Origin of the sequence: Veronia pacifica (assembly GCF_001707825.1) — a bacterium.
Classification (GTDB): domain Bacteria; phylum Pseudomonadota; class Gammaproteobacteria; order Enterobacterales; family Vibrionaceae; genus Veronia; species Veronia pacifica.
The window spans coordinates 210,717-235,950 of record NZ_LYBM01000001.1; the positions used below are offsets into that span (position 1 = coordinate 210,717).

At 42.5% G+C, this 25,234-nt stretch carries 25 protein-coding genes; 10 read left to right on the forward strand and 15 right to left on the reverse strand.

Annotated elements, in window-relative coordinates:
• Nucleotides 1-179: 179 nt before the first annotated feature.
• Together A8L45_RS24100 and A8L45_RS00940 are read right to left on the reverse strand one after the other, a co-directional pair.
• Nucleotides 180-2,468 carry a tetratricopeptide repeat protein gene (locus tag A8L45_RS24100; RefSeq protein ID WP_068898267.1) on the reverse strand — a complete coding sequence of 763 codons (2,289 nt, stop codon included), beginning with the start codon at nucleotides 2,466-2,468 and terminating at the stop codon, nucleotides 180-182.
• Nucleotides 2,469-2,672: 204 nt separating this feature from the next.
• Nucleotides 2,673-3,344, reverse strand: coding sequence for a GIN domain-containing protein (locus A8L45_RS00940; RefSeq protein WP_068898269.1), 672 nt, complete (start codon nucleotides 3,342-3,344; stop codon nucleotides 2,673-2,675).
• Nucleotides 3,345-3,836: 492 nt separating this feature from the next.
• Here A8L45_RS00940 and A8L45_RS00945 point away from each other — a divergent pair, with 492 nt between their 5' ends.
• Nucleotides 3,837-4,223 (forward strand): DUF2306 domain-containing protein, encoded by a 387-nt coding sequence (locus A8L45_RS00945; RefSeq protein ID WP_068898271.1) that lies wholly within the window; start codon nucleotides 3,837-3,839, stop codon nucleotides 4,221-4,223.
• Nucleotides 4,224-4,335: 112 nt separating this feature from the next.
• Here A8L45_RS00945 and A8L45_RS00950 read toward each other — a convergent pair whose 3' ends face one another.
• Nucleotides 4,336-4,815: a DUF2127 domain-containing protein gene (locus A8L45_RS00950; RefSeq protein ID WP_068898490.1), complete on the reverse strand. Its 480-nt coding sequence runs from the start codon at nucleotides 4,813-4,815 to the stop codon at nucleotides 4,336-4,338.
• A gap of 499 nt (nucleotides 4,816-5,314) precedes the next feature.
• Here A8L45_RS00950 and A8L45_RS00955 point away from each other — a divergent pair, with 499 nt between their 5' ends.
• Together A8L45_RS00955 and A8L45_RS00960 are read left to right on the forward strand one after the other, a co-directional pair.
• Entirely contained in the window at nucleotides 5,315-6,115 is an 801-nt protein-coding gene (locus A8L45_RS00955; protein ID WP_068898274.1) for a hypothetical protein, read from the forward strand.
• An 86-nt stretch (nucleotides 6,116-6,201) separates the two neighbouring features.
• The gene (locus A8L45_RS00960; protein ID WP_068898276.1) at nucleotides 6,202-6,834 is read left to right on the forward strand and encodes an SDR family NAD(P)-dependent oxidoreductase; all 633 of its coding nucleotides are present in this window, start codon (nucleotides 6,202-6,204) and stop codon (nucleotides 6,832-6,834) included.
• Nucleotides 6,835-7,066: 232 nt separating this feature from the next.
• On the opposite strand, the gene A8L45_RS00965 is transcribed toward A8L45_RS00960, so the two are convergent.
• The 4 genes from A8L45_RS00965 to A8L45_RS00980 all read right to left on the reverse strand — a co-directional run bounded on the left by A8L45_RS00965 (nucleotide 7,067) and on the right by A8L45_RS00980 (nucleotide 10,257).
• Entirely contained in the window at nucleotides 7,067-7,921 is an 855-nt protein-coding gene (locus A8L45_RS00965; protein WP_068898277.1) for an NAD-dependent epimerase/dehydratase family protein, read from the reverse strand.
• 338 nt (nucleotides 7,922-8,259) lie between these two features.
• Nucleotides 8,260-8,517 (reverse strand): hypothetical protein, encoded by a 258-nt coding sequence (locus tag A8L45_RS00970; RefSeq protein ID WP_068898279.1) that lies wholly within the window; start codon nucleotides 8,515-8,517, stop codon nucleotides 8,260-8,262.
• Nucleotides 8,518-8,860: 343 nt separating this feature from the next.
• Nucleotides 8,861-9,760: an AraC family transcriptional regulator gene (locus A8L45_RS00975; RefSeq protein WP_068898281.1), complete on the reverse strand. Its 900-nt coding sequence runs from the start codon at nucleotides 9,758-9,760 to the stop codon at nucleotides 8,861-8,863.
• A gap of 71 nt (nucleotides 9,761-9,831) precedes the next feature.
• Complete coding sequence (locus A8L45_RS00980) at nucleotides 9,832-10,257, reverse strand: ASCH domain-containing protein (RefSeq protein ID WP_068898284.1); 426 nt, start codon at nucleotides 10,255-10,257, stop codon at nucleotides 9,832-9,834.
• Between the two features lie 260 nt (nucleotides 10,258-10,517).
• On the opposite strand from A8L45_RS00980, the gene A8L45_RS00985 reads away from it, so the two are divergent.
• The gene (locus A8L45_RS00985) at nucleotides 10,518-11,351 is read left to right on the forward strand and encodes a CPBP family intramembrane glutamic endopeptidase (protein ID WP_068898286.1); all 834 of its coding nucleotides are present in this window, start codon (nucleotides 10,518-10,520) and stop codon (nucleotides 11,349-11,351) included.
• A 120-nt stretch (nucleotides 11,352-11,471) separates the two neighbouring features.
• Here A8L45_RS00985 and A8L45_RS00990 read toward each other — a convergent pair whose 3' ends face one another.
• Nucleotides 11,472-11,900: a hypothetical protein gene (locus A8L45_RS00990; protein ID WP_068898288.1), complete on the reverse strand. Its 429-nt coding sequence runs from the start codon at nucleotides 11,898-11,900 to the stop codon at nucleotides 11,472-11,474.
• Nucleotides 11,901-12,373: 473 nt separating this feature from the next.
• Here A8L45_RS00990 and A8L45_RS24105 point away from each other — a divergent pair, with 473 nt between their 5' ends.
• Nucleotides 12,374-12,550, forward strand: coding sequence for a DUF6435 family protein (locus tag A8L45_RS24105; protein ID WP_139122267.1), 177 nt, complete (start codon nucleotides 12,374-12,376; stop codon nucleotides 12,548-12,550).
• Between the two features lie 139 nt (nucleotides 12,551-12,689).
• Here A8L45_RS24105 and A8L45_RS00995 read toward each other — a convergent pair whose 3' ends face one another.
• The 3 genes from A8L45_RS00995 to A8L45_RS01005 form a co-directional block, all read right to left on the reverse strand.
• Nucleotides 12,690-13,223, reverse strand: a complete 534-nt coding sequence (locus A8L45_RS00995; protein ID WP_068898291.1) for a cysteine hydrolase family protein — start codon at nucleotides 13,221-13,223, stop codon at nucleotides 12,690-12,692.
• A gap of 437 nt (nucleotides 13,224-13,660) precedes the next feature.
• The gene (locus tag A8L45_RS01000; RefSeq protein WP_068898293.1) at nucleotides 13,661-15,349 is read right to left on the reverse strand and encodes a glycoside hydrolase family 19 protein; all 1,689 of its coding nucleotides are present in this window, start codon (nucleotides 15,347-15,349) and stop codon (nucleotides 13,661-13,663) included.
• Between the two features lie 297 nt (nucleotides 15,350-15,646).
• Nucleotides 15,647-16,363 carry a DUF1223 domain-containing protein gene (locus tag A8L45_RS01005; protein WP_068898294.1) on the reverse strand — a complete coding sequence of 239 codons (717 nt, stop codon included), beginning with the start codon at nucleotides 16,361-16,363 and terminating at the stop codon, nucleotides 15,647-15,649.
• A gap of 444 nt (nucleotides 16,364-16,807) precedes the next feature.
• Here A8L45_RS01005 and A8L45_RS01010 point away from each other — a divergent pair, with 444 nt between their 5' ends.
• A complete protein-coding gene (locus A8L45_RS01010; RefSeq protein WP_068898296.1) occupies nucleotides 16,808-17,338 on the forward strand; it encodes a hypothetical protein in 531 nt (176 codons plus the stop codon).
• 138 nt (nucleotides 17,339-17,476) lie between these two features.
• A complete protein-coding gene (cutA, locus tag A8L45_RS01015) occupies nucleotides 17,477-17,824 on the forward strand; it encodes a divalent-cation tolerance protein CutA (RefSeq protein ID WP_068898299.1) in 348 nt (115 codons plus the stop codon).
• A 181-nt stretch (nucleotides 17,825-18,005) separates the two neighbouring features.
• Here cutA and A8L45_RS01020 read toward each other — a convergent pair whose 3' ends face one another.
• Together A8L45_RS01020 and A8L45_RS01025 are read right to left on the reverse strand one after the other, a co-directional pair.
• Nucleotides 18,006-18,674 (reverse strand): glutathione S-transferase family protein, encoded by a 669-nt coding sequence (locus A8L45_RS01020; protein WP_068898301.1) that lies wholly within the window; start codon nucleotides 18,672-18,674, stop codon nucleotides 18,006-18,008.
• Between the two features lie 216 nt (nucleotides 18,675-18,890).
• Nucleotides 18,891-19,505: a glutathione S-transferase family protein gene (locus tag A8L45_RS01025; RefSeq protein WP_068898303.1), complete on the reverse strand. Its 615-nt coding sequence runs from the start codon at nucleotides 19,503-19,505 to the stop codon at nucleotides 18,891-18,893.
• 127 nt (nucleotides 19,506-19,632) lie between these two features.
• Between A8L45_RS01025 and A8L45_RS01030 the strand changes: the two genes are divergently transcribed.
• Nucleotides 19,633-20,238, forward strand: coding sequence for a TetR/AcrR family transcriptional regulator (locus A8L45_RS01030; RefSeq protein WP_068898492.1), 606 nt, complete (start codon nucleotides 19,633-19,635; stop codon nucleotides 20,236-20,238).
• A gap of 94 nt (nucleotides 20,239-20,332) precedes the next feature.
• Here the strand turns inward: A8L45_RS01030 and A8L45_RS01035 are convergent, their stop codons facing one another.
• On the reverse strand, nucleotides 20,333-21,010 hold the full coding sequence (locus tag A8L45_RS01035; RefSeq protein ID WP_068898305.1) for a peptidoglycan DD-metalloendopeptidase family protein: 678 nt from the start codon (nucleotides 21,008-21,010) through the stop codon (nucleotides 20,333-20,335).
• Nucleotides 21,007-22,230 carry an MFS transporter gene (locus A8L45_RS01040; RefSeq protein ID WP_068898307.1) on the reverse strand — a complete coding sequence of 408 codons (1,224 nt, stop codon included), beginning with the start codon at nucleotides 22,228-22,230 and terminating at the stop codon, nucleotides 21,007-21,009. The genes A8L45_RS01035 and A8L45_RS01040 overlap by 4 nt, the downstream gene beginning before the upstream one ends.
• Before the next feature lie 372 nt (nucleotides 22,231-22,602).
• Here A8L45_RS01040 and A8L45_RS01045 point away from each other — a divergent pair, with 372 nt between their 5' ends.
• Both A8L45_RS01045 and A8L45_RS01050 read left to right on the forward strand, forming a co-directional pair.
• Nucleotides 22,603-23,670, forward strand: coding sequence for a helix-turn-helix domain-containing protein (locus A8L45_RS01045; protein WP_083228130.1), 1,068 nt, complete (start codon nucleotides 22,603-22,605; stop codon nucleotides 23,668-23,670).
• Nucleotides 23,671-23,819: 149 nt separating this feature from the next.
• Entirely contained in the window at nucleotides 23,820-25,082 is a 1,263-nt protein-coding gene (locus A8L45_RS01050) for a sterol desaturase family protein (protein ID WP_068898312.1), read from the forward strand.
• Nucleotides 25,083-25,234: the final 152 nt, after the last annotated feature.

Here is a 25,234-nt window from a genome sequence, read left to right on the forward strand (position 1 = left end):
CGGTTCTGTAGACCTAGATTGAGTAAAAGATAGCGCAGGATCTCATTCACCAAGAGAAACTGCTTCTTTGGTTATCATGAAAACCAGTATGTTGAAGTGTGAGTGTAGAATTCTGCCATGATCTCTCGTCAAACTCTGCAATGACGAGAGATCATCAATGTACAAGCAATGGTGAGCAGTTAGCCACATACTATGTAATTGGTTGTCAGACACAGGTCAGCTTCCCGTTGTAGCCGAAGACTCTGATCACTGTCCAGTTGTTTCTTGACCTGTTGGGCGGCTTTTGGAGCAGTGGAGAAGCCGTTGTTCGCAGAAACCAGTAGCCAAAGATATGATTTTTCTTTACTCATTTCGACGCCACGTCCATCAAAATACATCACGCCCAGATTAAACTGTGACAGCTTGTTTCCCTGCTTCGCTGCTTTCAGGTACCACTGTGCCGCTTGTTCTTCATTTTTAGCCACACCTAGCCCTTTCTCATATGCCGCACCTACATTATGCTGCGCCATTGAGTGTCCATTATTTGCAGCTTTCTTGAACCATTTTACCGCTTCAGTCGGTTTTGTTTTCGGCCCTTGTAGATAGACATAACCAAGATTGACCTGCGAGGGAATATCACCTTTGAGTGCTGCTTTTTTTAGCCATTGCTCGGCATTACTCAAGTTCTTTTCGACACCCTGACCGGAGAGATAGAGATAACCCAGGTTGGCTTGTGCGGCCCGATGATTCTGCATTGCTGCTTTTCTAAACCAGCTTGCCGCTTGTGAAAGACTTGGCTCGACACCGTCGCCCTTCTGATACAAGACGCCAAGATTATTTTGAGAGATGGCATCGCCTTTTTCAGCTGCAAGATGCAGCCATTTTGCGGCTTCAGTGCTGTTTTGTTCTACGCCCGGTTCAAAATAGATTTGGCCGAGTGCACGTTGTGCGCCAAAGTGATTGCGACTGGCAGCTTTTCGAAACCATTCAACTGCGGCCGCAACATCTTTTTGTACGCCCAGACCCTTTTGATACATAACACCCAGATTGAACTCACTCTCGGTATTGTGTTGTTCAGCAGCCAGTTTAAACCATTTTAACGCGGCTCTGTTGTCACTGCGGGTGCCATCTCCTGCAGCATACAGTTTTCCGAGATTAGTCTGTGCATTCGGCTCCCCCTGTTCTGCGGCTTTTTTATACCAATTAAAAGCCTGCTCCGGGGATTTTGTTTTGCCTCTGCCATCCTGATAAAGCAATCCGAGATTAAGCTGCGCAGCCGCCAGGCCCTGCCTTGCTGACAGAGAATACCAATGACTGGCTTTGGTATTATCTGCCGTTACTCCCTTTCCTGTTTCGTATAACAGACCGAGGTTAAACTGGGCATTCGCTGAACCACCATTCGCTGCTTCTTGATACCAATAAAACGCTTCCGGATAGTTTTGTGACTGTCCGAGCCCATTTTCTGCCATCTGACCGAGTGATAACTGCGCACCTACAATTCCGGCCTTTGCTGCCTTGCGATACCAGTTGTTTGCGGCGGATAAATCTACTTCTACACCTTGCCCATCTTGATACATCTGAGCGACTCGCCATGCTGCGTTATCATCTTTTTCGGCGGCTTCTTTGAACCAGTTAAATGCCGCTGTCGTGTCTTTTTCAAGTCCGTCAGCTCCTTTAAAAAGCAACGTTGCAAGGTTGACCTGTGCGGCGGTATACCCCTTTATAGCAGCCGTCTGGTAGTGAGAGGCTGCGCCTGTTATGTCCTGTTCATTTTCTAACATTACGCCCAGTGTATTGTGTGCAAAAAGGTCGCCTTCTTCAGCTGCCTGCGATAACCAATACCTTGCTGTTTCAGTCTCTTTCGTTGTTCCGAGACCGTATAAATAGAGGTAGCCGAGCTGGCTTTTGGCGGCTGTCAGCCCCTGTTCCGCAGCCTTTTGATACCATTGAAGCGCATCACGCTCATTTTTTGGCAACCCCAAACCATATTGCAGCATCCTGCCGATACTGTTCTGAGCTGGGGCAAAGGACTTGTTTGCAGCTCTTGTCAGCCATTTGAATGCCTCTTGGTAATCTCTTGTTATACCGATGCCCTCAAGATACATGTAGCCAATGTAGTATTGAGCAGGTGCAAGGTCGTGGTTTGATGCTTCTAAAAACCAGTTCATCGCCAGTCTACGGTCTTGTGCGACTCCCTGTCCGTCAAAGTACATCACCGCGAGATTAAGCTGAGCAATCGGCTGCCCCTGTTCGGCCGCTTTTCGATACCAAAGTGCCGCAGCATGGTTATCTTTCTCCACACCCAGCCCTCCCTGATACATACGACCAAGGTTATTTTGTGCTTCAGCATTACCAGAATTAGCATCAGTGAGATATTGCAGAAAAGCTTTCTGATAGTCACCTGACTTTAATGATACCCAGCCAGAACTATCAGTTTGTGAGTAGCTTGCGAATGAAACCAGTGCCAGAGCCAACAGATATTTTTTCATTGGATAAGAGCGTCCATGTTCTTTGTTTATTGGATGACGCTATCACCGAGAAAAAGCAAATTCATCTTCGAGAGGGGTATATTTATGAGATTTTGTACATTATTTGGCCTTGCTCCCGTCAGATGCACTTTCTAATGTCACTCAGGTACCAAATTGAGACCTGAGTGACAGCGTCATACTGCCTCGGCGGGGCTATTAGAAAAACTATCCAAGGCAAGTTGAATGCGTAACAGATGCTCCCATCGAGGAATTAACGCTATTGACGGTATCTTTCGAAATGGCAATGGAGCTGCCGAAACTCTGATCACCGCTGACGGCGAGTGTGTCACATAGTGTGGCTGATGCTCCCATCTCCATGTCGATAAGAGTCTTTTTCACTGAAAAAGGCTCATTATTTTCATTAAAGACCGCGCCATGGGATAGCTTGAGAGACAGTGATTCAGATTTACCCGTTACAGATATTTTCGCACCCATGTAGCCATCAACGTCAAGTGAGTCGCCTGAAACGGCACATTCGGGTACAGATAATAGAACGCCCAGTCCCGCTCTGACCGAAGAAAGAGGTTTACTGACTGTGATAGTGAGTTTAACGGCATCATTGTCAAACCAAGAGTCGCCAAACTGGTCGTTTGTGATTCGAAGTTTGCCCCCGTCAGATGAGAGTTGTAGGTTTTCAAGAGCTTTTTTCGTCCCTCTCGCCTCTACTTTGGGTGATGAGCCACACCTGAAGTTAACTTCCAATGATTTTGAGAGATCAACTGACGTGAATTGAGATGGAGAAAATGTTTGCTGGTCGGCTCCTGCAGAGGCTACAAGAGAGATACTCAATAGCAGACCTGTTCCCATTGATTTTATTGATGTGTTTGAAATTGCCATAATAGAGCTTCCAATTGCTTACGAACACGTGAGAGAGTCTCTTCTGTTGCAACAACAATGCCATCATCTTATTGAATAAAATCAATTAAATAGAGTGATTTATTTGTCATTAATCACTAGGGTTTGGTCAAGATGGCCAATTAGTGGGCAAACTTACTAAGCTAGTCCGAGACTCCCTTTGGTCAGCATTGGCACCAAATCCCTGTTATGGATATGTGTCATCTGCTTTTTTGTTCAAGACGAATACACTAGCAAGAAAGTTGATAATCAACTCAACAATAGCTTGGCTCACTATCACTTATTCCTTTGCCATTCATCGGCCAATAAGCCCGTTAAAACCATTCTTGGGCCTTTTATCGCAACCGATTATTTTTGCAGTGTGTTTTCTTTAGTCTTTTGTTGTTCTCAGTCGAAACCCAAGGAACAACAATGGCTCAGATGACAATTTTCTTTAGTCTTCTGTTGTTCTCAGTCAAAACCTAAGGAATAAAAATGGACCAGATGACAATTATTTACATGCACCTTTTCACTGTCCTGCCTGCCATACTGATAGGAACATTTATGATGTTCTATCGGAAAGGGGGAGTGTTACATCACTACCTTGGACGCGCGTATATGGTGTTAATGTTCACAACGGCCTTGTTGTCACTTGGCATTTCATCGGGTGTTGGCCCATCAATATTAGGCCATTTCGGACCTATCCATATTTTGAGCGTAATGACGTTGTATACGGTTCCAACAGCTTTGTTGGCAGCACGGAGAGGTCAGATAAAAGCTCATCGTAATGCGATGATCCAACTCTATTGCGGTGCGTGTCTGGTGGCTGGTATTTTTGCCCTCATGCCGGGGAGAATGTTACATGGCATGCTATTCGCCTGAGGTATCATTTGGGCTGGTCTGGATGTGATTATACCAATGTATAATCAGCTGAGATTTTCTTGGGTCATCTAGGCCAGTTGTTACTGGCCAGATACTCTTACGGGAGGGATGCCTATTGTTGATTAGGTTTATTTTCAGTGTCTTTTTTGTGCTCCCGGATCACTGAGTACATATAAGCGACCACAGCAAGATTAATCGTCAGCACTGCAACGCTTAAGTCATTCTGATGCTGGATGACTTCGTAGATTTCGAAAGGCACATAAATGGCACCGCTGACCAGTGCAAACCACTCAGTCCACAGTAATCCAAACCACAGGCCATAGGCTTCAACCAGCCGGATAATGGCATAAACTCCAGCACCAATGACGACAAGATTTAGGTTTTCTGGTGTGAGGAGAGAGGCTTTTTCCAGCAGTATGCCGGGGAGTTCATTTGCTGGGTTGAGGTGAAAATGACGGAGCAAGTTCTCCAGAATTACCTGAATATTTTGACCCGCGAGTTCATGAATACCGAAACCGACAATCAGCGATACTAAACCTTTGATAGCCTCTAAAAGCGCGACGACTTTTAGACCACTTTTCTTTGTTAACATAGAAACCTCTTGCATCACTGACTCACAGTGTACGCTTTTTTAGTAACTGGACACATTGATGTGAACGGATATTTATCTCGCTACTCTGCTTAATACCATGGGTATTCATCACATGTGCCTCAGATAATGAATATGTTTACGCTCACAGCAGAAAAACCTCATGCATCTCAACGCAGCACCAGACGTCGTATCAGAGTCTTTTGTCTCAATACACTACCGATGAAAATTATGAACGGCGTCCATAAAGCGAGGAATGATGACACGAGTCTTGGTCTAGTAAAATGCGGCAGACTGCTTTTATTTTTCCCTGAACAGTAATGAGAATTTTACAGATGAACACCATTTATTCACTAAGAGTATCCTGAATACACGATTGCTAGGGAGTATTCTATGAAAGATCTATCAAATGTTCATTTCATTTTGAACGCTGTAAATAATTTCTTGCCTTCCTCTTTAAATTAATATAGAAAACGATGTTCATAATTAATTGAGAACAGAAATGAACAGGTGTTTAACAATTGCCGCTTTTTCCATTGCCGCTATGGGAAGCGTTAATGCGGTCAGCAGCCCGGGAACTGGGTTGCATCACAATGTATCAATCATTGATCTTATCGACAGAGGGAAAGAAAGCACTCCGCTTACCTTAGAGATGAACGTAAGCAGCAGGGAAAGCCCCATTCTTGTAACTCTCGATAAAGGGCAAGCTTATTTACAGCGCCTTGATTGGGAAAGCAGCAAACGGTCCGCAAAAGCAACTTTTACTTTGTCAGATTTTACAAGCGGATGGCAGTGGCAAAAAGATAACCTGAAACTTGATGGCTACAGACATTTGCCTGCGAGAAAGGCAAGTAGTGTTTTGGTGGCATATGGGAGTAAGGCATCGCCAGTATGGGCTGAATTACCCGGAGCACCTCTGTCTGATACGGGTAAACTTGTTATCAGACATGTGAACTTGTTTGGTCAACAAACAGGTACCGGTGATGTTAGCTGGCAAATTAATTATCAGTGCGAAAAACCAAGGATCACTTCTGGTAAAGCGATTTCGAAATCGGGTGTACTCACTAGTCATGCTCAGCATTTTGAATGCAAACGCGGAACCCTCCGACGTATCAGTCTCAAACCATTGGGCGGGGAGGCGAGCAGTCAATCTGAGGTGTCTTTTCCACTCAATGACGAGAAACTGGAGAAGCTTTATACGGGCCACTACTTGATGCTCATTTATCCTGACAGTCAGCAGCCAAAGGGCGTTAACTACGCAATCGTTGATTTGGATAAACCTGTTAAACCATACGGAGAATAGATTCACGGTATGACATAACATCGCCCTATGTAACAGTCACGTTACCATCAGCTTTGATAAACTACTCCAAAAAGAGAGGAGACATGATGAATATCGTTGCGATCTGGGGTGCGGGAAGTGGGCTTGGAGCAGTGCTCGTTGAACATTTCCACAAAATGGGTTTTAAAGTTATCGCTATCGTGCGAAATCCGGACAAAAATCCACGCCTTAAAGAGTTGGGTATTGAAACACTCGTGTGTGATGCCACAGAAGAAACTCAGGTGAAGGACGTGGTCGAAAAATTGCCCCTTGAGACACAAGTGATTTCCTCGATGGGCAGTTATCGGGCTGCTGTTCCTGTTGATTATATTGGTCATCGATATTTGATTGATGCGTTGGTGGAACGGGGCTTAAGTCGGTTTTTACTGGTGACGTCACTGGGATGCAGTGAGACATGGCGTTATATGTCGGAGCGCTCCAAAGCAGGCTTTGGTGCTGCAGTGAGGGAAAAAACACTTGCAGAAGCTTGGCTGCAGACAAGCAACCTGAATTATACAATCGTGCGTCCCGGAGGACTGAAAGATGGAGTAGCGACAGGAACGGGTGAACTTTCACAGCATACTGAGGTACATGGTTTAATCACTCGTGGTGAGGTGGCAAGGCTTATTCAGAACCTTCTCGATACAGATGAAAGCATTAGCCAGACTTTTCAGTGCGTGGATACCTCATTGACCTACTGAGCTACCTGTTGGTCTGCATTCGCTGACGGATAAAAAAGCCAGCCACACAATGACTTCCTTTTTCGAAGTTTCACTTACTCTGTTTTTTGGCTGGTATGAATATAGATATGGCCACCCTGTAGAAGTGTAACTGTGTGGCCGTTTTAAGCTTTATCGTGCTTTGGCCTTTCGGTGCAATCAACCACTCATTGTCGTCCTGATCATACCAACCGTTAGCAGAGGCGGCTAACCATTATTGGTTTGTTTTTTGTGTGTAATTTACCAAGTTTTGCTCAATATAATGCCTGACAGAACAGGTTTGAATAAATTGAGCACTGACGGGCACAGTCAGGTTGAATCTCTCAACGTCACATGCATCTTCGCCGTTAACTGCGCGAAATTCATCCCAGCTGACTTTCTTGATATCCTGCACCGCCTGAGACCGCTGGAGTAGGCTGGCAAAGTCTTCCGGCGAAAAACCTCCTTGTTCAGCGATGAAATGCTGACGCACAGATGAGGTGGTTTGAGTGGGTAGTGTTAAGTAAAAGCGGGCGACATCGGTGACATGGACATATTGATTGAAGCCAACACTGGGGGTCGCTATGGTCAATGATGACTCTGGCAACTCATCGAGAATTCGTTTCAGCTGACACGATTGCCCACCATAAACAAGGCTTGGCAGATAAACGATATGCCAATTACGAGACAAAATGTCGGCAATAGTCTTTTTATCTGGCTCCACCATGTGAAAGGGCTTGTGTTCAAATTGCCGGGCTTCTTCACTGTTGGCGTGACCAAATAGCCAGGTGCCAGAGGTGTGAATTTTTACTGCATTTTCAGACGCGAACGTATCGAGTTCAACCAGCAGTTTTCGTTCGATCTCGGCGATTTCGACGGGACTATAGTTGGACCAGTGTGGCCTCGCGCAATTGATCACGATATCGAAGCTACCTCTTAACGAAAGATCACCAGCGATGACGTTTTTATCACTTGGTTTGGTGCTGGAGCACTCCCGCTGAAAAGTGAAAACATCAACATCATGTTCGATGAATGTCGATACAATGTGCCTACCAATATATCCTCTTGAGCCTGCAACGAGTACCTTCAAAATACACCTTTTCAATTCGCTGTGATGCTAAAAGAGTACTAAAACATTGGATAAAACATTCTACCTATTCTGTGTTGTGCTTCTGGGTTTGAGAGGATATCAGGCTATGGAGAAGTATGCGGGCGAAACCTAATTTTAATGGATAGCTGAGTTTTGTCGCAACATATTTGGAAAGCAGAGGACGCAATTACAGCGCTTCGAAGTCCACACTTTTCCGCTAATAAGGAAGGAAGAACAATGATAACTGAGTATGAGATTTTTGCTGGCGGATTTAAGATGTTAACCGTGCTTTAGTCATCATGCCGGGACCATAACTGCATCACCAAAAAGGCGACGATTTATTTCTTTTTCTTCTTCTTTTTAGGTTTGGGCTTGGGCGGCCTTTCATGGCACAGCCGAGTATAAATATCCATACAGTCGTTCGGCCTCTCAGTGATGCTCTCCATACCGAGCATCTTCAGGAGTCTCTTAATTTTATTCACATGGTTCAAGGCATCTTTCGCCTCAGAACGTGCACACACCAGCGTTGTGTACATGTCTACGTCGTCAATGGCGTAATCATCATTTTTAAATTCTTGAGAGGATAATGTACTCATGATTCACCAGTAAAAAGAAAATGTTGATAATCCTAACTTTAACATTTACTAAGAATATCAGAAAAGTTGCGGGGGGAGTTTCGCAGTATTGATAAATATAATAAATAAGAGCCAAGTATAAAACTAATTGATATGATGCTAATTTTATTAATAATGAAAATGCCTATTAATTAGCTGTGAATATTTAAGTTAATAAAAATCATCTTTATTAAATTATTATTTATTACCTAGATAACGTACTGTCAATTTCTTCTTTATAAGAGCGATTTAGTTTATAATGGCGACGGATATGACGAAAATAATACCTATACAAAAAAATTTATACAGGTATTATTTCTTCGCGCTATTTAATTGCTGTACAGAAACTGACATCCGCTGTCATTGTTTGTGGATCGAAGCTATTGTAAAGTTCGAAGCATGGACGGTCATCCATCTCAAGTCCTTCTTGAATGACGTCAGTCATCAACTTTTCCCAGACCATAGAGTATTGGTTAAAGTCAGTAATCTCCCTCCTCAGTACTGCATAGAGTCCGCCTGAAAAGTCTTGTAGTTCAATATCTACCGGCACATCTATATTGTCTGGCACTCGCAAACAGATATCCGTGCGGCACTTGTCACTCGGGGTGATTTCCGGGTTGTCATGGTAAATAAAAAGGGAGGTTGGTTCAGGTATCCCCCTTAAAGCTGCCCACTGGTGAAGACGAGCGCTAGGCTTATCATAACCCACTCCATATGGACCTGTTACCCGAATATAAGCCAGCTTTGACGGTGTAAAGTGCTGTGTTTTCATTTTTGAGTTCCTCAGTGAAAGTTCACAGCTAAGATATACATCCTCGACCTCCCCTCCGTGTCCATTCTTGCGCAAAGTGTGTCCAATCTTGCTGTCTCTCGTCAGTTCAGAAAAAGCCTCATAGTCCTTGCACTCTCGGAAAGCGGTTGGCGTGACACCAAAGTGTTGTTGAAATGCTTTGGCGAGACTTTGAGAGGAAGAGAAACCAAAATCCAGTGCAACATTGAGTACAGGTTGTTTGGTTTTAAAAAGATGATCAGCGGCAGCTTGTAACCTCAATCGACGTATAAACTCAGACAACGTTTCTCCTTGAACAGCCTTGAAAATACGATGGAAATGATAGGGTGATAAATTCGCCAGCGAGGCTACGTTAGCCAAATTGAGTGGTTCATTAAAATGTTGCTCAAGATAGCGGATAACGGGGATAAAACGCCGATGGTAGTCAATACGCATAGTGCTTATAATCTCTCTTTTGAACAAGCCTTTAGGCTAACTTACATCGTCATTGGAACCATAATATGGAGCTAAAATTGAGAGTTAGCGCGCTGATACTCACTCTTCTCGAAAACGCTTTTTTGTTGTTCCAGTGCTTCTTTTTCGCTTCGGGATAAGTCATAGAATTTTCTTCGGGCTACCGCGTTAACAGGTCTCTTTAATGGCCTGACATTACTGATTTCCCACGCTAACCAACCTTCCTCAAATTGAGAATCCTCACAACCCGCGTTCCGACAGTCAGCTTTTATCCAAGGCTTACAGGCAGTGACATCAATAATAGCGACAATCTGGCCATCAAGATCGTGTTGCCCTTTTTCTGTCAGCCTTACCGTGTTTTCGACGAGGGCAATGTTGAGCATGGGGAGTGAATCTGGTTTCCATGATCTGATTTCTAGTGTCTTTGTTCCGGCAGCGATCATACTGGCCCAAGGTTTTATCACTGAAAGTGCTTTCATCTCGTCCTTCTTTATCAACTGGCAATACAGATAGAGCCTGTTGTGATGGTGATATTTTCCATGAAAATATAATTTGATTACTGCATTGTCACCTAATCAGCACCAATGTTTGTGCGAGCTAATTAAATTAATTAAAACGGATAGTTGTAACACTAACGATTCTCTTTTCGTATTAACAATAATTTAAGACTCTTTCGTTGTTTAATAATGTGTTGCTGGTGAATAATAACCCCCTTTACTGGTTAGCAGATAGTTAAGATATGGAATCATCAATGTGGATTTGGCTTCTTTTTGCCCTGGCAATATGTTCCAGCGTAATGTTGAAACCAAAGGTTACTCTGTGCCTCGCTGGGGTAACTTTATTAGCAGCGTTGCTGGAGGGGCGATTATCGTTACTGGCACTGGGATATGTACTTATTGGCGCTGGTATTGCGTTCGCTGTACCCAAAATGGTTGGACGAATACGGTATATTGGCTACCTGTTAATCATTATCTGGTGTGTCGCATTATCAATGCATTTGATCCCGGGTTTTGAAAACCTGAAAGTGTTGGACAGTGTCATAGCAAAACCTCAGAGTACCCCGTTCAGCATGTACCTTAACCTTGATAAGCCGCTTGTTTTCTTTGCACTCTTAATGATGTGGCCTGCGTTATTGGGTAAAGCTCGACGCCCTGACTATCGTTTACTAACACTCACATTAGTTGCGTTGTTTTCTCTCCTCCCTGTTGCCGTTTTTTTGGGTGCATTAAAACCTCAGGTATCACTTCCAGAATGGTGGTGGTTGTTTGTTATTAACAATCTGCTTTTTACTTGTGTGGCGGAAGAAGCATTTTTTAGAGGCTTCTTGCAACAGGGATTGTCAAAGCGTTTTGGCATTCATATAGGACTGATTGTGGCGAGCGTTTTGTTTGGTTTAGCCCATTTTAACGGTGGAGCCTTACTCATTATTTTCGCCACTTTGGCGGGTATTGGTTATGGGGTTGTTTTCCATCTTACAGGCAGGTTATGGGTTGCTGTTCTGACACATTTTATGTTCAATTTTGCCCATCTAACCTTTTTCACCTATCCACTCCTAGCTCACTCGTCGATGTAGAGATCGAAAGGTAGAAAAGCCTAAGCGATGAGAATATCTCTTATCTTCGTTAATAAAAATTTAGTTCCACTATTGAATTCTGCTCAATAGTGGAAATCGCTTGCTTTTTTATTAAATAATTTATGCTGCACCGGGGAAGTTATTTACTGGTATGTAGCGCTTATCTTTGTATTCTTCAGAATCGAAGACACCAATCACTTTCAGAGGTTTTGATTTTTTGTCATATTTTTTTATCAGCTCTAGCTGCTGATCAGTCTGAAACATAAACGAGGAAATATGATCGGGGTAGAATTTGCCAAATTCACCCTTTTTATATACCTGAACTAAAGCAAATTTTTTATAGCTTTTCGAATGCGCTTTATTTGCGGCAAAGTACACGTAATCGGTGATTGACGCTGAACTTGTATTTGGTATTTTCACTCTCTCGAATCGGTGTTCACTTTTCACGCTTGTCTGGACATCACCAACAAAACTTACATCATCACTTGAGCTTTTACACCCAACCAGTGATCCAATAATGAGAAGCGTTAAGAGAGCCTTGTTTTTCATAGAGTGTCCAAAAATCATAGTTCAGAGAAATACAGTAAAAGGTATGTGAAGCCTGAAAATTACATTACCAGATTATTTTTTACTGAAATAAGAGACTAATGAGAGGTCACTCGATTTTTAATGAATAAGGATAGAAACTCACTTTATCTAAAACATTATTTTTTTCTATTCAGTGCTTATCTCTCTGCAAAAAACGGTAATCCAGCTCTCTGTTATGGAATCTTTTCGCTTCCAAGCGCTCGAAATGACTAGCACAGTTCGTCAAAACGGAGAATGCCAGAGAAGCTATGATTCATCTAATCATGGGCTAATAATTTCCGTTTTTGGCGATATTGATATTTGGCAAGCATTCAACACGGTAAACGCGGGACATCAAATTTTAACGAGGGATTTTTGTTTTTTATGTGAATGTCAGTTAATCGCTCATTGCCCATTGTACGTAGTGCTTAACTCTCAAATATGGAGGGATAACTATGTTCTCATTTTTCAAAGGCAACCCCGCTAAGAAACTGAAGAAACGGCACTCAATGTTACTTGAGGAAGCAATGCACGCGCAGAGAAACGGTGATATCAGAACGTATTCCCGTTTGACCGCTGAAGCGGAAGAGATATTTAACCAGATACAGCAACTGAGTGAGTCTAAAACCTAACGAACATGAACGGGTGTATAGTTGGCTTTGTGGCAACAATATGAAAGGCCAACTGTATGAACACTGCTTAGGAGCGGCGTGTTCATCGATTAGCATCTGACTCACAGTCAAAGAAATTTTACGGCTGATGTCTTGAACGTTATTCCAACCATAGCTCGGAGGCTAGAACGGCTTTAACGGGATATTTGAAACTGGTTATGCTGGTCAGCGTGTTGGAGTGATGCTCGCAAATGTCTTTGGCAGCAGCGTGGCTCTTGTCGTGAGTTGTATGGGCATCCACGACGAGTTTTAGTTGGTATCCTAAAGATGCGGCTGCTCTAACCGTTGAATCTACACAGTACTCGGTTGCAAAACCGCAAATGACCAGCTTTGTGACTGACAACTCATCAAGTGTTTTTTGCAAATGTGTATCTGTGAAGGCACTTGAGTTGGTCTTGCGGATGCAAATGTCTGAGTCCGCCCGCCTTAGGTTTGGCTCCAGTTGCCAACCATCTGTGCCGAAATCGAGCACCCCGGGTTTTTCATGGTGTACGAAGATGACGGGTATACCTGATTTACGTGCACCATCTATAGCTATATTGATATTCGCGATGGTCTCATCCGCTTTAAATGGTCTTGGGGTACTTTCAAACAATGCCTTTTGGACGTCGATAATGATCAGTGCTTCAGACATATTTTCGAAATCCTTCTTTAAACAAAACTAATGTTATCTAAACTACGGCTCAACACCATTAAGAACCGGTGAACAATATATTTGGGTTGAATAAAAGGTCGTAGTGTATCGCGAAATTATACAGAATCTCTTTTCGCTCCAGCTTTGTATTCTTGGGGTATTAGTCGAAAAATCTAGATCGTGTCAGGTGCTTGATATGAGGCCGTTGCCTAGTGGCTGTAAAAAAGCGAGTGAATAAAAGTGATATAAAGTCGAATTGGAAAGAGGTAGCTAAATAGTGTCGCCATTTCATCGCCACTTTTTCAAAATGTGAATTTTGATATCTCTATCAACTACACTGATTTGTCTATCAAATTGGATGCTTTATAAATGATGGCTTATGCGTTACTAGAAGTAAAAAAGCCCCGTATAACGAGGCTCTGAGAGGTATTACTCTATTACTCGACGGTGACGCCGTAGTATTTCTGGACACACTTGGTGTAGTCGCCTTTCTTGAGAGTTGAGTGCGCTGTCTGGTAATTCGAAATGACTTTACAGGCAAAGCTTTTCCCACCCGGATTATCTTTGTTGTAGCCCCAATCATTCTCCCAGTAGAGGCCAAAACTCGCACTGTCGGCATTGAAGGCCTTTATACCTGCACAACCGAGTTGTTCGTCAGCAGGTATCGGCACGTCTAACGCTTCAGCATGACCTCGATAGTACTTAATACGGTTTACTGACTGAGGTTTTTCTGTGTCTTGTGTACACTCAATCCCACCGTTAATGATCATGGTGGTCACCCCAAATCCAGGTACCCGTTTTTCAGAAATATCTGATGGAGACGGTTGCCATGTGCCATCTATGACATGCAGCATTGAAGGTTTCGGTGGTTGTGGGTAGACAAAGAAGAAAACCGCAGAGGCGAGATTCAGCCAGCTTTCAGCAACGCGATCTGGGTCATTTAGCAATACAGTGACATCGTTAAAAATAAAATCGGAAAACGGTCCATAGTTATAATGATAAGAAAGCTGCTTGGCGCCTCGTCCAAAGTATTTCACGTATTGACCGCCGTCGTCTGTGCCACAAGGCCACACCTCAGTCTGCCAGTTGTCAGCGTCACACTCACTATTGTAACCGCATGAACTGGCATCAGAGCTGCACCCAGACTCACGGACAAAGAATAGGCCTTGTTTCCATTCAGGATTCGGTGAGTACGGGTTATGTGCTCCGGTTTCTTGTGTAAAGTGAGCGAACATCACTGCAAGAGATTTTGCACAAATATCATTCGATTGAGTCGCTCTGTTGTCACTGTAGGTGGCACAAAAACCTTTGAACTTTCCAACTGCTTTTAAGAAATTCGTGTAGGTATAAGCTGCATTACGTTCAGGGAAAAGTGTGTCCCACTTGGCTGGAGAGATGAGCGCTTCGACACGTTTTACATTGTCTGGATTTGATGCAGCACCGGGACTGATCGCCTCGACAGTAGTGTTATCTCTTGTGGCAATGGATGCCAATGCCTCTCTAAATTCCGGAGAGTCAGTCAGTTCTGCTTCACGACCGTCGAGGAATGACTTACTCATGATGTAACTGCCATCCGGATTTTGTCCAATGATACCGTTGCCGGGATTAGGCTCTGGTATAGGATTCGGATCTGTTGGTGGCTCGGCTTCACCCAGATATTTCCAAACGCCTGTTGACGCGTCACTATCTGGTGCTTCATTTTTAGTCCACCACTGGGCCTCATAGACTTTACCCTCGTGGCGGACTTTATCACCGGCCGTGTAGACTGATCCCTCTTTATATTCTGGCCACTGACCAGGATAAGGGTCTCCCGGTATTGGTTCAGGGTCGGGCTCTGGTTCGGGATCTGGCTCAGGATCCGGTTCAGGGTCAGGCTCTGGATCAGTGTCGTCTTTTGGCCCTATATATTCCCAAACCCCATATGGTTCGCTTTTATCCGGAGTGTCTCCTTGCGTCCACCATCTTGCTTTGTATATATGCCCCTCGAAAACGACATATTCGCCACCAGTATAGACAGATTCAGTATTATATTGCGGATAGCTGGCTAGTGCGCTTGCGGAGAACAGTAGTCCGGGCAATAACAAACCTTGTACCAGTTTTTTGCGGCTAAAACCTGATCGTTTCATCACTGTATTCCTTACATTTCATTGAGTTGAATGTACAGCTAATGCGACCTTAACCAGTGGTCATGATGAGATCTGGCTCGTAATGTAAGCTTTCGAGTGGCGGTGTGTTTTTATTCGAAGAGTTATTTTCGGTCTCAGTAAATCTGTGATGTAACAGAATGTTAATTGGTTGTTTGATTTTTGATCTGAATATGTCTAGGCGAGATAGTTTTGGTCAGTCAAACCATATCACTCACTTTTCAGAATTAAAGGAGAGGTATTGGCGAACCCAAAACCTCTAACTGTTCAACTCTTTTATCAGGGACGATTAATCAGTCCCGCAACTGTTTGAACAGGATCATTACTTCCTGATTGTTCCAGCCAAACGGCAACCGCATCAGGCTGGGCTGAAAGTTCATTACTTATAGTGTGTTGCCACTCGTTTTTACCGTAATAAGAGGCAAAATCAACAACGATAAATTCGTGTTCCAAAGAGCGTCCTGCATTTTCTCCACGTTTGACTTCCGTCGATTCATTCATCGCTAATAAAGCAATATTAACGGTGTAATTACGTGGCTGGTCATAGTTTACTGTAAGACTTTGGTCATCAAGACTTGCTTTGAGAATACCTGCTTTGCTCCCGGATGCGAAAGGCACTTTTTGTCTGGCAAAGAATCCGCGCCACTCCTGATTGTTGATAAACCAGCCCGGCGTGTAGACTCCCTTAGCCTGTCCGGCTGACACTTTTTCACGCTGTCGGTCAGAATAGTCACGTTTTGAAAACCTGTCTTTCCAGCCGATGTAATTCCAATAATCAACATGAAAAGCGAGCGGAATTACTAAAGTCCACAACCCTTTGCTGCTTTTTAGCTGATTGAGTTTGTCTTCTGCTGGCGGGCAACTGCTACAGCCCTCAGAGGTAAAAAGCTCAACAATAGTTGCTGGTGACTGATCGTTGATCCACGTCTGTGCTCCGACAGGGAGACTGGCGAATAGACCGGGTAAAATAGCACATACGGTTGCCTTCACTTTCATTACTCATTCCTCTTGTCATAGCAATATCCCAAATACAAGCGATGTCTGATTTCACTACGTTGGATGCTCTCACGTCTGATGAGAGCAACTTCTTCGATTAAAACGCCATCACGCCTCGATAAAAATCGAGGGTGCGTCTTGTTGTGTTTTTTAACTGCCGTTTTTGGTTCTATGCAATGAGACCAGAGAAAATAGAACATCTTTCATTATCAAGTGGAGACTGGGAATGAATTTACTGGTGAGACGTAACGTTGTCTGATCGAGAGAACATTTTGAGTCAATATAACTGCAAGTTAGATGTGAATCGCAGTGAAGCGACGGTTGCATGTATACATGGAGTAGGAAGCTATAATGGCCTAGTACCCTGTGCCTAGTTTGATGGATATGCTGGCAAAACCTATTAAATATTTCTTCTAATATTCATAAAATAGGAGCACAAGGGATATGCTACTGATATTAATAAAAATACTTCTCTCGATACCCGTTGCCTACGGTCTGGTCTATCCATTTGTTGGTGATGGCCTTTCAGGCGGTATTATGGACGAATTGTCGCTGTTTGGGACAACGGGCTCTATCATCATTGCGTGTAGCTTTCTTCTACTGGTGTACTTTTATTGCCGTGATCTGTATCGGGTGATGTTATCTGTGAGCCCAAATTCCAGAGACGTAAAAGCCAGCAGTGTCTGGTTGATGTTTCTTATTCCATATAACTTTATCGAAGACTTTTTTATTATGAAAAACGTCGCGGATGCACTCGATAAGGAGCGAGTAAAAAGACCATCTTTGACAGCATTAAAAACGAATGGTTTATGGTTGGGCTATGGTTGGTGTGCGGCACAAATTGTTTCTCTACTTCCATTCGCTATTGGGTCAATTGCGGGTCTAGTTGCAATTATTCTCTGGCTCTTGCACTGGAGGGTTATACGCAGTGCGTTACACCTTATGCGTGATGATAAAATGATGGCCGTTAATTAGATTAATAATGTAGCCAGGTCGTTACGAGATGTATCTGGCTGCTGCCTTACGTTTTTGTCTCGACCTCTCTATTACTACACCTCCTTTTAATGAGAGCCGACTACACTCGAGTTACCATATATGTGTAATGAGACAGAGATGGCTAAAAATACGCTACCTAGTGACTCAGAAAAGTTTGCTGTTGTATTCACGACTTATTCTGATGATGCGATGGGAAAATTATTGATTCATACCTTGCTTGAGGAAAAATGGGCTGCTTGTATTCAGGTTTATCCAGTTCAAAGCTTCTATAACTGGCAAGGTGAAATTCAGTCAGACGATGAAAAGCTGGTATTAATTAAGACTCGGCGGGCACTATTTGATGGACTATGTGCGCGTATTTTATCACTCCATTCCTACGAAGTACCTGAAATTGTGATGTTGCCAGTAATGGACGGTGCGGCAGACTACCTTGAATGGATAAAAACCAACTGTCGGCAGGCGTGATATTTACCGCCGCGTTCAATGCTTTTGTCGGCTTTGATTCAACCACCATCATCGAAAAACGTAAATCAACCTGCTGTATTTAGGAAAAATGAGTCGCTGCACGAGCGAATTGACAGTAAGGATGAACCTAATAGGGCTTATCTTTCACTGAAATATCGCTCGCGCACAGAAACAATAAATCTTATTTCGCTATTATTTTACTGATTTGTTTTGCTCTCTCTTCATCAGAAATGTCAGAGGGTGGAGGAGCCATCATTCCAGCCTGAACTGCTGGACGTTCGGCGATACGCTCCATCCAGGCGACGAGGTGGTCGAGTCCCTCAACACTGATACCACTCCATTCGTGGATGCGTACCCACGGCCATGTTGCAATGTCGGCGATGGTGTATTCATCTCCTGCAAGGTAGGTATTGTCAGCGAGTTGCTGGTTGAGTACTTCAAATAATCTTCGTCCCTCATTTTGATAGCGGCTTATCACAACCGGAATTTTCTCTGGAAAGTAACGATGAAACACATTCGCTTGACCCATCATTGGACCAACGCCGCCCATCTGAAACATAAGCCATTGGATAGTGACGGAGCGTTTCTTTGTATCTGAAGGCAATAACTTTCCCGCTTTTTCGGCGAGGTACAATAGGATGGCACCCGATTCGAACACAGCGAAATCATCTTTTTCTCTATCGACAATGGCGGGTATACGTCCGTTAGGGTTGATGGCTAAAAACTCAGGAGTTTTTTGCTCATTTGCCTGTAGATCAAGATGATGAACCGTGTATGGGATGTTCAACTCCTCCAATGCAATAGATATTTTGTAACCGTTGGGCGTCGCGGCTGTATAGAGGTCAATCATTCTAATTCCTTGTTGATAATTAACAAAAATGCCTATTACAAGACTGCTTCGTTGAGTGGTACTACCTGAGAGTACCGTAGAGAATATATGTGATTCAGCTAAACGGTGTTTTAAGGCACGTTATACGTATTAACTATCGTTTTAGCTTGCTGACAAGCCGGATAAAGAGATGTAAATGCACGATTTACATGATAATACCTATCTGGTGACGGGTGTTTAGGCAGTCTGGAAAGCGGGGATTTCGGTAAGTGTTGAATGCCAGGTCAGCATATTTGGGTAAGCCTCGTCAATGAACACATCAACATAAGGTAAGAAATCAACCAGTACGAATGCAGTAATATCAGCAACACTGAAGGTGTCACCAGCGATGTAGGGATGATGGCTGAGTTGTAATTCAATTTTCGGAAGAAAGTGTATAAGACGGTCTCTCGCTTCATAGCCCCATTCTTCAATGCAATTCTCGCGGTCTCCGCATACCTGATTGATATTACGAAAGGCGTCAAAAGCCATGTGTAAGCCGTGCAATTCGATAATACGTTGCCACATGTCAATTTTGGCTTGCTCGAGTGGGTTTGTACCGAACAGAGAATCGTCATCAGGCGATATGGCTTCTATGTAACGGCATATCGAAATAGTCTCGCTAATGTTATCGCCGTTATCCAATTCCAGAACCGGAGTGAGACCTGTGATGCTTTTCAACAAAAATGTATCAGTTAGGTTCTCTCTGCCTCGAATGTCTACATCTATCTCGTCGACGGAGATACCCTTCAGTCGCAAGAAAATCTTAACTCGACTCGAACTTGGTGTTCCTACTCTATGATATAGTTTCATAAAAACCAATTTCAGAATGTACGTTCAGGTTAAAATTTAACCCGAATGCTTGTTGTAGTCAATGATGTTGTACAGATTTACAGTACGGAAGTTCAGGTCAAAAATTGCAATCAAGAGAATACAAGGCATGGCGAGAACAAAAAAATTTGTCCGTGAGGAAAAGCTCATTGAGGCAATGAATCTTTTTAGACGAAAAGGCTTTTCCCAGACATCTATTGCAGATCTTGTCGAAGAGCTAAAAATAAACCGATTCAGCCTGTATGACAGTTTCACCGATAAGGAGACACTGTACAGAGAGTCCCTGAGTCACTATCTGATAGCCGACATGTTACCGTCTCTTGAGCCGTTAAAGTCGTCTAATGCAGGCATAAATGAGATAATTAAATATATAAACAGCTACTTATCCCTCCTGGAAGAAGAACCCTTTGGCTGCTTGCTTCAGAATGCTCTCATAGAGAGAGGGTATTGTGATGATGAGGTTATTGAAATATGTAATAGCTTCTTTGTCGCGATGGAGGAAGCGGTGTCAAACGCGCTAAAAAACGATATCGAGCGAGGTATTATTCGAGGAGATACTGACGTTTCAGGAGCATCTGGGATGATGATAACCCAGTTACAGGGGATGAGAGTACTGTCTAAAGGCAGACAAATGCCTATCGTCAGCCAGAGTAAGCTTATGATTGAAAATATTATTAACGGATTTCGTCATTCTCAACCAGCGGTTGAGATTTAGCAGAGCCACTGTCGGTAAGTGGCTCTGCTATTGATAACGTTAGCTTTCAAAGTCGAAAAAGCATGTGTTTAAACGTCAGTTGCTTCAACCACGTCTAAATATCGTCACGACGAATTAATAAATTTGGATTTGGGCAGTTCGCTAACATGTATTCAGAGTCTGACATAAAAGCGACACCGGGATAGTCGTCTGTATATTCACCAAGCTCTTTGATTATCTGAAGGTGAAGGTGAGGTGCCCATCCTCCGTTTTCTGACTTTTCTCCGACCCAACCAAGTAGCTCACCAGCAGCAAGTGTTTGACCGGGAGTGAGATGAGATAAAGTTTCACTCGCCAGATGTCCAAAAAGGGTGAAGAAAACGACCTTCTCAATCTGATGGCGCAAGATAACTGTAGGACCATAGTCTCCCTGATGTTGGTGGTCAGCCACACTGTGCACGGTTGCTTTCAGAGGACTAAAACACGGTGTGCCTGATGGTACCCCCAAATCGAGGCCAATGTGCAGATCACGAGAAGGTGTATCCGCAAACTGTTCTGTGTTTTCGTATATCGGTCGTTGTTCGTTGTAGCGACCAATTGACATGACGGCCTGTCTTTCAGCCATCTGGGATAATACCCAAGTGTCGACATCCTTTTTCTCAGCAGCTGCTTGCTGCCATATCTTGCTGGTGCGCGATAAATCAACAACCAACGCTCTACCAAACTGGAACTTTTCGGGCAGAATATTGGCGACTTCTTGAAACTTTAACAGTGACTCAAAGGATGTATTCATGATGACTTTTTCGTTTTAGTGAGCAAGAGCGCCGAGAATAAGCCCGCGCCAGCAATCCACAATGGCAAATACAGAGCAACATTTACCATCATAGCTGTTATGTATCCACTGAGTGTCCATGCCAATCCAATCGCTGCACTTGCAAGTGCCATCGCCCACCCTTGATCCTTTTCAGATGCCGACACAGAAAGTTTTGTCAGATAGAAAGGGTAGAGCACCGCGACAGCGATTATCGTCGGTATCAGCACCACCATATGCATCCAGAATTCAGCACATAGCGTCAAGACAAACATACCGGATGCGGCGATCACAAGGCCTGTACGGAGGCATTTTTCAAGCGGCCACTGCTTCAACATCGCGGATGGCAGTAAAAGCAATGAGCCTATCATCACAATGCCTATGGTTGACATCAGCCACTGATATTGACTGCTTTCCACTGAGTGACCAAATACTTCTGGCAAAATAAACGATACACTTTGGAAGTAAAGACTCCAGCAAAACTGACAAGTAAAGATGAGCCCGAGTGAGGCAATGAGTCCGTGACGACTACGACGTAATGGAGCGATTAGTGACAGAGGATTTTCTCTTGCTACTGCCTTGGTAGACATGGGTATAAATTGTAAAAGGAAGAGATTAAAGATAGCGATCAATAGGCAAGCATAAAAGGGTGCTGATATGCCAAATTCTGCACTCAGTTTGCTACCCAGTGCCGGTCCAAAGGACATTGCTGCTGTCATGACGACACCAACTAAACTCATGAGTCTGGCACGGCGAGTACCCTCTGCCATGTTAGCCAGTTCTGCTTGTGCAATGGGTTGGCTTGCCGAGCCTAAGCTATTGATCATGTTTCCTGCAAAAAGCAGAATCACTGAGCTTGCTGCGATAGCCATTACCGGCATGACAAAGCCAATCGACGCGATGATCAGACAGAAAGACATCATGAATTTTCTGGAAATACTGTCCGATAAACGGGCTAAAAAAGGTGTAAATAGCATTGAAATAAAAGGGGCTGCAGACATGACCAGACCGAAAAGCTGTCGACGATCTTCAATAGTCATACTCGGATCTGTCATTCCCTCTGCTGTCCCTAAAAAGAGGCCAACGTATGACGGAATGGTGATAAAAAAACCTGCTGAGCCTAGGAAAATAATTGAAAACAAAGTGAAGAGGCGAAGTGCCTCTGAGGTGTTGCGCGCTGGCAACGCCTGATGGTTAGACATAGTGTTGCTCCTCTAATAACCGCGGCATTTTAGAGCAACTTGCTGCAACCATCTAGCAGAAAAAATAGTCAGATTTTGTTTGTGAAGTTCAGTTAATTAAAACAAAAAAAGTTGTACAAAGAATCGACGATCAGTGTTGGTGATAAGTTACTAAAACTCAAATACGTTACATGTGAAAGTGTTAATAAGAGGTAAGATTGTAGGGATTTTTTGAACAAAAATGAATTTCCACAGGTAAAAACAGAAAATTTTTACTAGTTTTTCAGTATCTAAGATTATTTAGTCAAACTTACAGAAAGATATGTAATTATTTGGATTTTATCAATAATTTCAGTTTTCTATATTAATTTAACATGTGAAAATACCGAGAAAATGAAAGAATTATTATTACCAACATATATGTCTTCTTTCACAGTACTTTTGATACTTGGATTAGTTCTGATAAAACAATATAAGAAGCTACCAACATCTTATCTAAGTCTTTGGAATCTTGCCTTTATCGTTTGTATTCTTAGCCACATTGTAAGAACAACATTCTCTAATTCAATTGGTTATTGGTTACATTGGGTGAATGGTATTGAATATTTCACGCCAGTACTTTTTTTGATCTGTATGAGACTACAGTTTGAGGATGGATTTCAACTTACATGGGTTGAAAAATCAGCACTTATAATAAGTATTCTGTTTTATATTTCATTTATGTATCTAGGCCCAGTAAAAAATAGTAAAACGCATGATTCTATGTACTTTTACTATATAACAAGCATCCAGTTTTCCCTTGATACTCTTTGCGTCATTTATGCATATTGGATTATGTTTAAGAATTGGTCAAGTGATCTTATTTATATAAGAAGGCTTTCAAGATTATTTCTTCTAGTAGTGACTGGGCCTACAATTATTTTATGTATTATTTTACATTTTGTTGGAAATAGTATCTTTGATAGATCTTATTCTTCAGCAAGTGATTTTATTATCGCCGTTGCCATTATTATTCATGGAATAGTAATATTAGTGAGTTTTCTTGAAATAAGACAAGATATAGATCCATTAATACCTAGTGTAGAAAATAATGAAATAAAATCATCTGAAGAATATCAATTTGATTTAGAGTTGTTAGAAAATAAAATGCATAAAGAGTTTCTCTATCGTGATATTGACTTATCATTAACGAATTTATCTGAAAAATTAGGTATACCAATATATCGAGTTAGGAATGCGATTAATAAAGGGTTAGGCTACAAAAACTTTCACGCATTCCTCAATAGATATCGTATCGAAGAAGCAAAGGGCCGATTATTGGAAAAGGGCAATCAAGATACTATTCTAAAGGTATCAATTGAAGTGGGTTATAAAAACCTCTCTACATTTAATAAAGCTTTTAAAGATAACTGTGGTATAACACCGACTGAGTACAGAAAGAGTAATGAAAATATAAAATGAATAAATTCATTACTCTGTTTTTTCTAATTTAATATACTGAAATTATTATTTTTTTACCTTTTCATTGGTTGTGACCAATCTATTCATTGGAACAACGACAGCTGCTTGACCACATTAGGGTTACGTTTTTTAAGCATTCCGGTGGGAAGATGACTTTTCAAGAGAGTTTGTTCATTGCTGTGCCGAGTTTCGTGCTGCTGATTTCGATTGAGTTTATTGCATCTCGTATTATGAAAAAGGATGTCTATCCGAGTCTCCCTGATGTTATTAGCTCACTGAGCTCAGGCCTCGGGAATATAACATTTTCGACTATTGGTCTGATATTTGTATTGGTACCTTACGATTGGCTTGTAGCCCGAGTAGCACTTTTTGATATTTCATCAGAATCGTGGTTAGCGTGGATAATTGTGATCCTTCTAAAGGATTTTTCTGCCTATTGGATACATAGATGGAATCATAAGATAAATGGTCTCTGGCAACTCCATTTAATACATCATAGTAGTGAGGAGTTCAATTTACCTGTTGCGCTTAGGCAGCCTGTAAATGGATTTATTAATTATCAGAGCGTGGCGTTAATACCTGCAGCTATTATGGGTATCCCAACAGAGATGGTCGCTATCATTGGGTTTGTGCATTTATTTTATCAATATTGGTATCACACTCAGTTAATTGGGAGTCTTGGGTGGCTGGAATACGTTATTATGACGCCGCAACAGCACAGTATTCATCATGCAATGAATAAAGAATATATGGATAAGAATTTTGGTGCCTGGTTTAGCATTTGGGATCAAATGTTTGGTACATTCCAGCTAAAAATATCCGGCGTCGAAGAGGTATATGGTGTTACTCAGCCAGTAGAAACCTGGAATCCAATTAAGATTGATTTTATGCATTGGACTAAAATGATGAGGGACAGTATACATACTAAGAAATGGTCTGATAAATTTGGAGTTTGGTACAAGTCTACAAATTGGCGACCTGATGACGTGGCTAAGAAATTCCCAAGTAATAAAATTGAGCATGTTTCCAAGCTCGAGAAATTTGATCCTAAAATTTCATTACCTCTTATTGTTTGGTCAACTTTAGAACTTGGTCTCGCAACGACGCTGGTAGCCATTTTCTTCCTCACATTACCCGACCTCAGCGCAACACATATTTATGTGATTGGTGGTTTCATCCTTCTTAATATCGCAACGTATACAACGATAATGGAAGGGAAAAAACAGTTTTTATTGCCAATATCTCGGGTTGTCGCTTTTGCTCTGGTATTCCTCTGGGGAGATGTCGATTTGACAAACATACCTTGGCTTCAGTTTGTAGAGATAGTGCTTTTTTGTGCATATGTTACTGCCATCTGGGTGGCGCAATCGTGGAATGAGAAAAGGACGGGTATTAGAGAAACGGCAGTATGATCCACTTTCTGCTGTTCCGTATACTGCCTGAGTATCCTGCTAACGGAACAGCAGCTTTTATCTTAATATATACAGTTTTAAAGTGTTAAAATCATCCTGCACTATTGATCCATAGTGTCTTCGTCGACTCGTCTCTACGTTAATCAACAACA

Bases quoted from the DNA above. Each gene is read 5' to 3' on its own strand.
- A8L45_RS00990 (WP_068898288.1), bottom strand. From the start codon at position 11,900: ATGAAAAACAAGGCTCTCTTAACGCTTCTCATTATTGGATCACTGGTT.
- A8L45_RS00945 (WP_068898271.1), top strand. From the start codon at position 3,837: ATGGACCAGATGACAATTATTTACATGCACCTTTTCACTGTCCTGCCT.
- A8L45_RS01030 (WP_068898492.1), top strand. From the start codon at position 19,633: ATGGCGAGAACAAAAAAATTTGTCCGTGAGGAAAAGCTCATTGAGGCA.
- A8L45_RS00985 (WP_068898286.1), top strand. From the start codon at position 10,518: ATGGAATCATCAATGTGGATTTGGCTTCTTTTTGCCCTGGCAATATGT.
- A8L45_RS01025 (WP_068898303.1), bottom strand. From the start codon at position 19,505: ATGAAACTATATCATAGAGTAGGAACACCAAGTTCGAGTCGAGTTAAG.
- A8L45_RS00975 (WP_068898281.1), bottom strand. From the start codon at position 9,760: ATGCGTATTGACTACCATCGGCGTTTTATCCCCGTTATCCGCTATCTT.
- A8L45_RS00980 (WP_068898284.1), bottom strand. From the start codon at position 10,257: ATGAAAGCACTTTCAGTGATAAAACCTTGGGCCAGTATGATCGCTGCC.
- cutA (WP_068898299.1), top strand. From the start codon at position 17,477: ATGGCTAAAAATACGCTACCTAGTGACTCAGAAAAGTTTGCTGTTGTA.
- A8L45_RS01000 (WP_068898293.1), bottom strand. From the start codon at position 15,349: ATGAAACGATCAGGTTTTAGCCGCAAAAAACTGGTACAAGGTTTGTTA.
- A8L45_RS01040 (WP_068898307.1), bottom strand. From the start codon at position 22,230: ATGTCTAACCATCAGGCGTTGCCAGCGCGCAACACCTCAGAGGCACTT.
- A8L45_RS01005 (WP_068898294.1), bottom strand. From the start codon at position 16,363: ATGAAAGTGAAGGCAACCGTATGTGCTATTTTACCCGGTCTATTCGCC.
- A8L45_RS24105 (WP_139122267.1), top strand. From the start codon at position 12,374: ATGTTCTCATTTTTCAAAGGCAACCCCGCTAAGAAACTGAAGAAACGG.
- A8L45_RS00955 (WP_068898274.1), top strand. From the start codon at position 5,315: ATGAACAGGTGTTTAACAATTGCCGCTTTTTCCATTGCCGCTATGGGA.
- A8L45_RS00940 (WP_068898269.1), bottom strand. From the start codon at position 3,344: ATGGCAATTTCAAACACATCAATAAAATCAATGGGAACAGGTCTGCTA.
- A8L45_RS01035 (WP_068898305.1), bottom strand. From the start codon at position 21,010: ATGAATACATCCTTTGAGTCACTGTTAAAGTTTCAAGAAGTCGCCAAT.
- A8L45_RS00960 (WP_068898276.1), top strand. From the start codon at position 6,202: ATGAATATCGTTGCGATCTGGGGTGCGGGAAGTGGGCTTGGAGCAGTG.
- A8L45_RS01045 (WP_083228130.1), top strand. From the start codon at position 22,603: ATGAAAGAATTATTATTACCAACATATATGTCTTCTTTCACAGTACTT.
- A8L45_RS24100 (WP_068898267.1), bottom strand. From the start codon at position 2,468: ATGAAAAAATATCTGTTGGCTCTGGCACTGGTTTCATTCGCAAGCTAC.
- A8L45_RS01020 (WP_068898301.1), bottom strand. From the start codon at position 18,674: ATGATTGACCTCTATACAGCCGCGACGCCCAACGGTTACAAAATATCT.
- A8L45_RS00995 (WP_068898291.1), bottom strand. From the start codon at position 13,223: ATGTCTGAAGCACTGATCATTATCGACGTCCAAAAGGCATTGTTTGAA.
- A8L45_RS00950 (WP_068898490.1), bottom strand. From the start codon at position 4,815: ATGTTAACAAAGAAAAGTGGTCTAAAAGTCGTCGCGCTTTTAGAGGCT.
- A8L45_RS01050 (WP_068898312.1), top strand. From the start codon at position 23,820: ATGACTTTTCAAGAGAGTTTGTTCATTGCTGTGCCGAGTTTCGTGCTG.
- A8L45_RS00970 (WP_068898279.1), bottom strand. From the start codon at position 8,517: ATGAGTACATTATCCTCTCAAGAATTTAAAAATGATGATTACGCCATT.
- A8L45_RS01010 (WP_068898296.1), top strand. From the start codon at position 16,808: ATGCTACTGATATTAATAAAAATACTTCTCTCGATACCCGTTGCCTAC.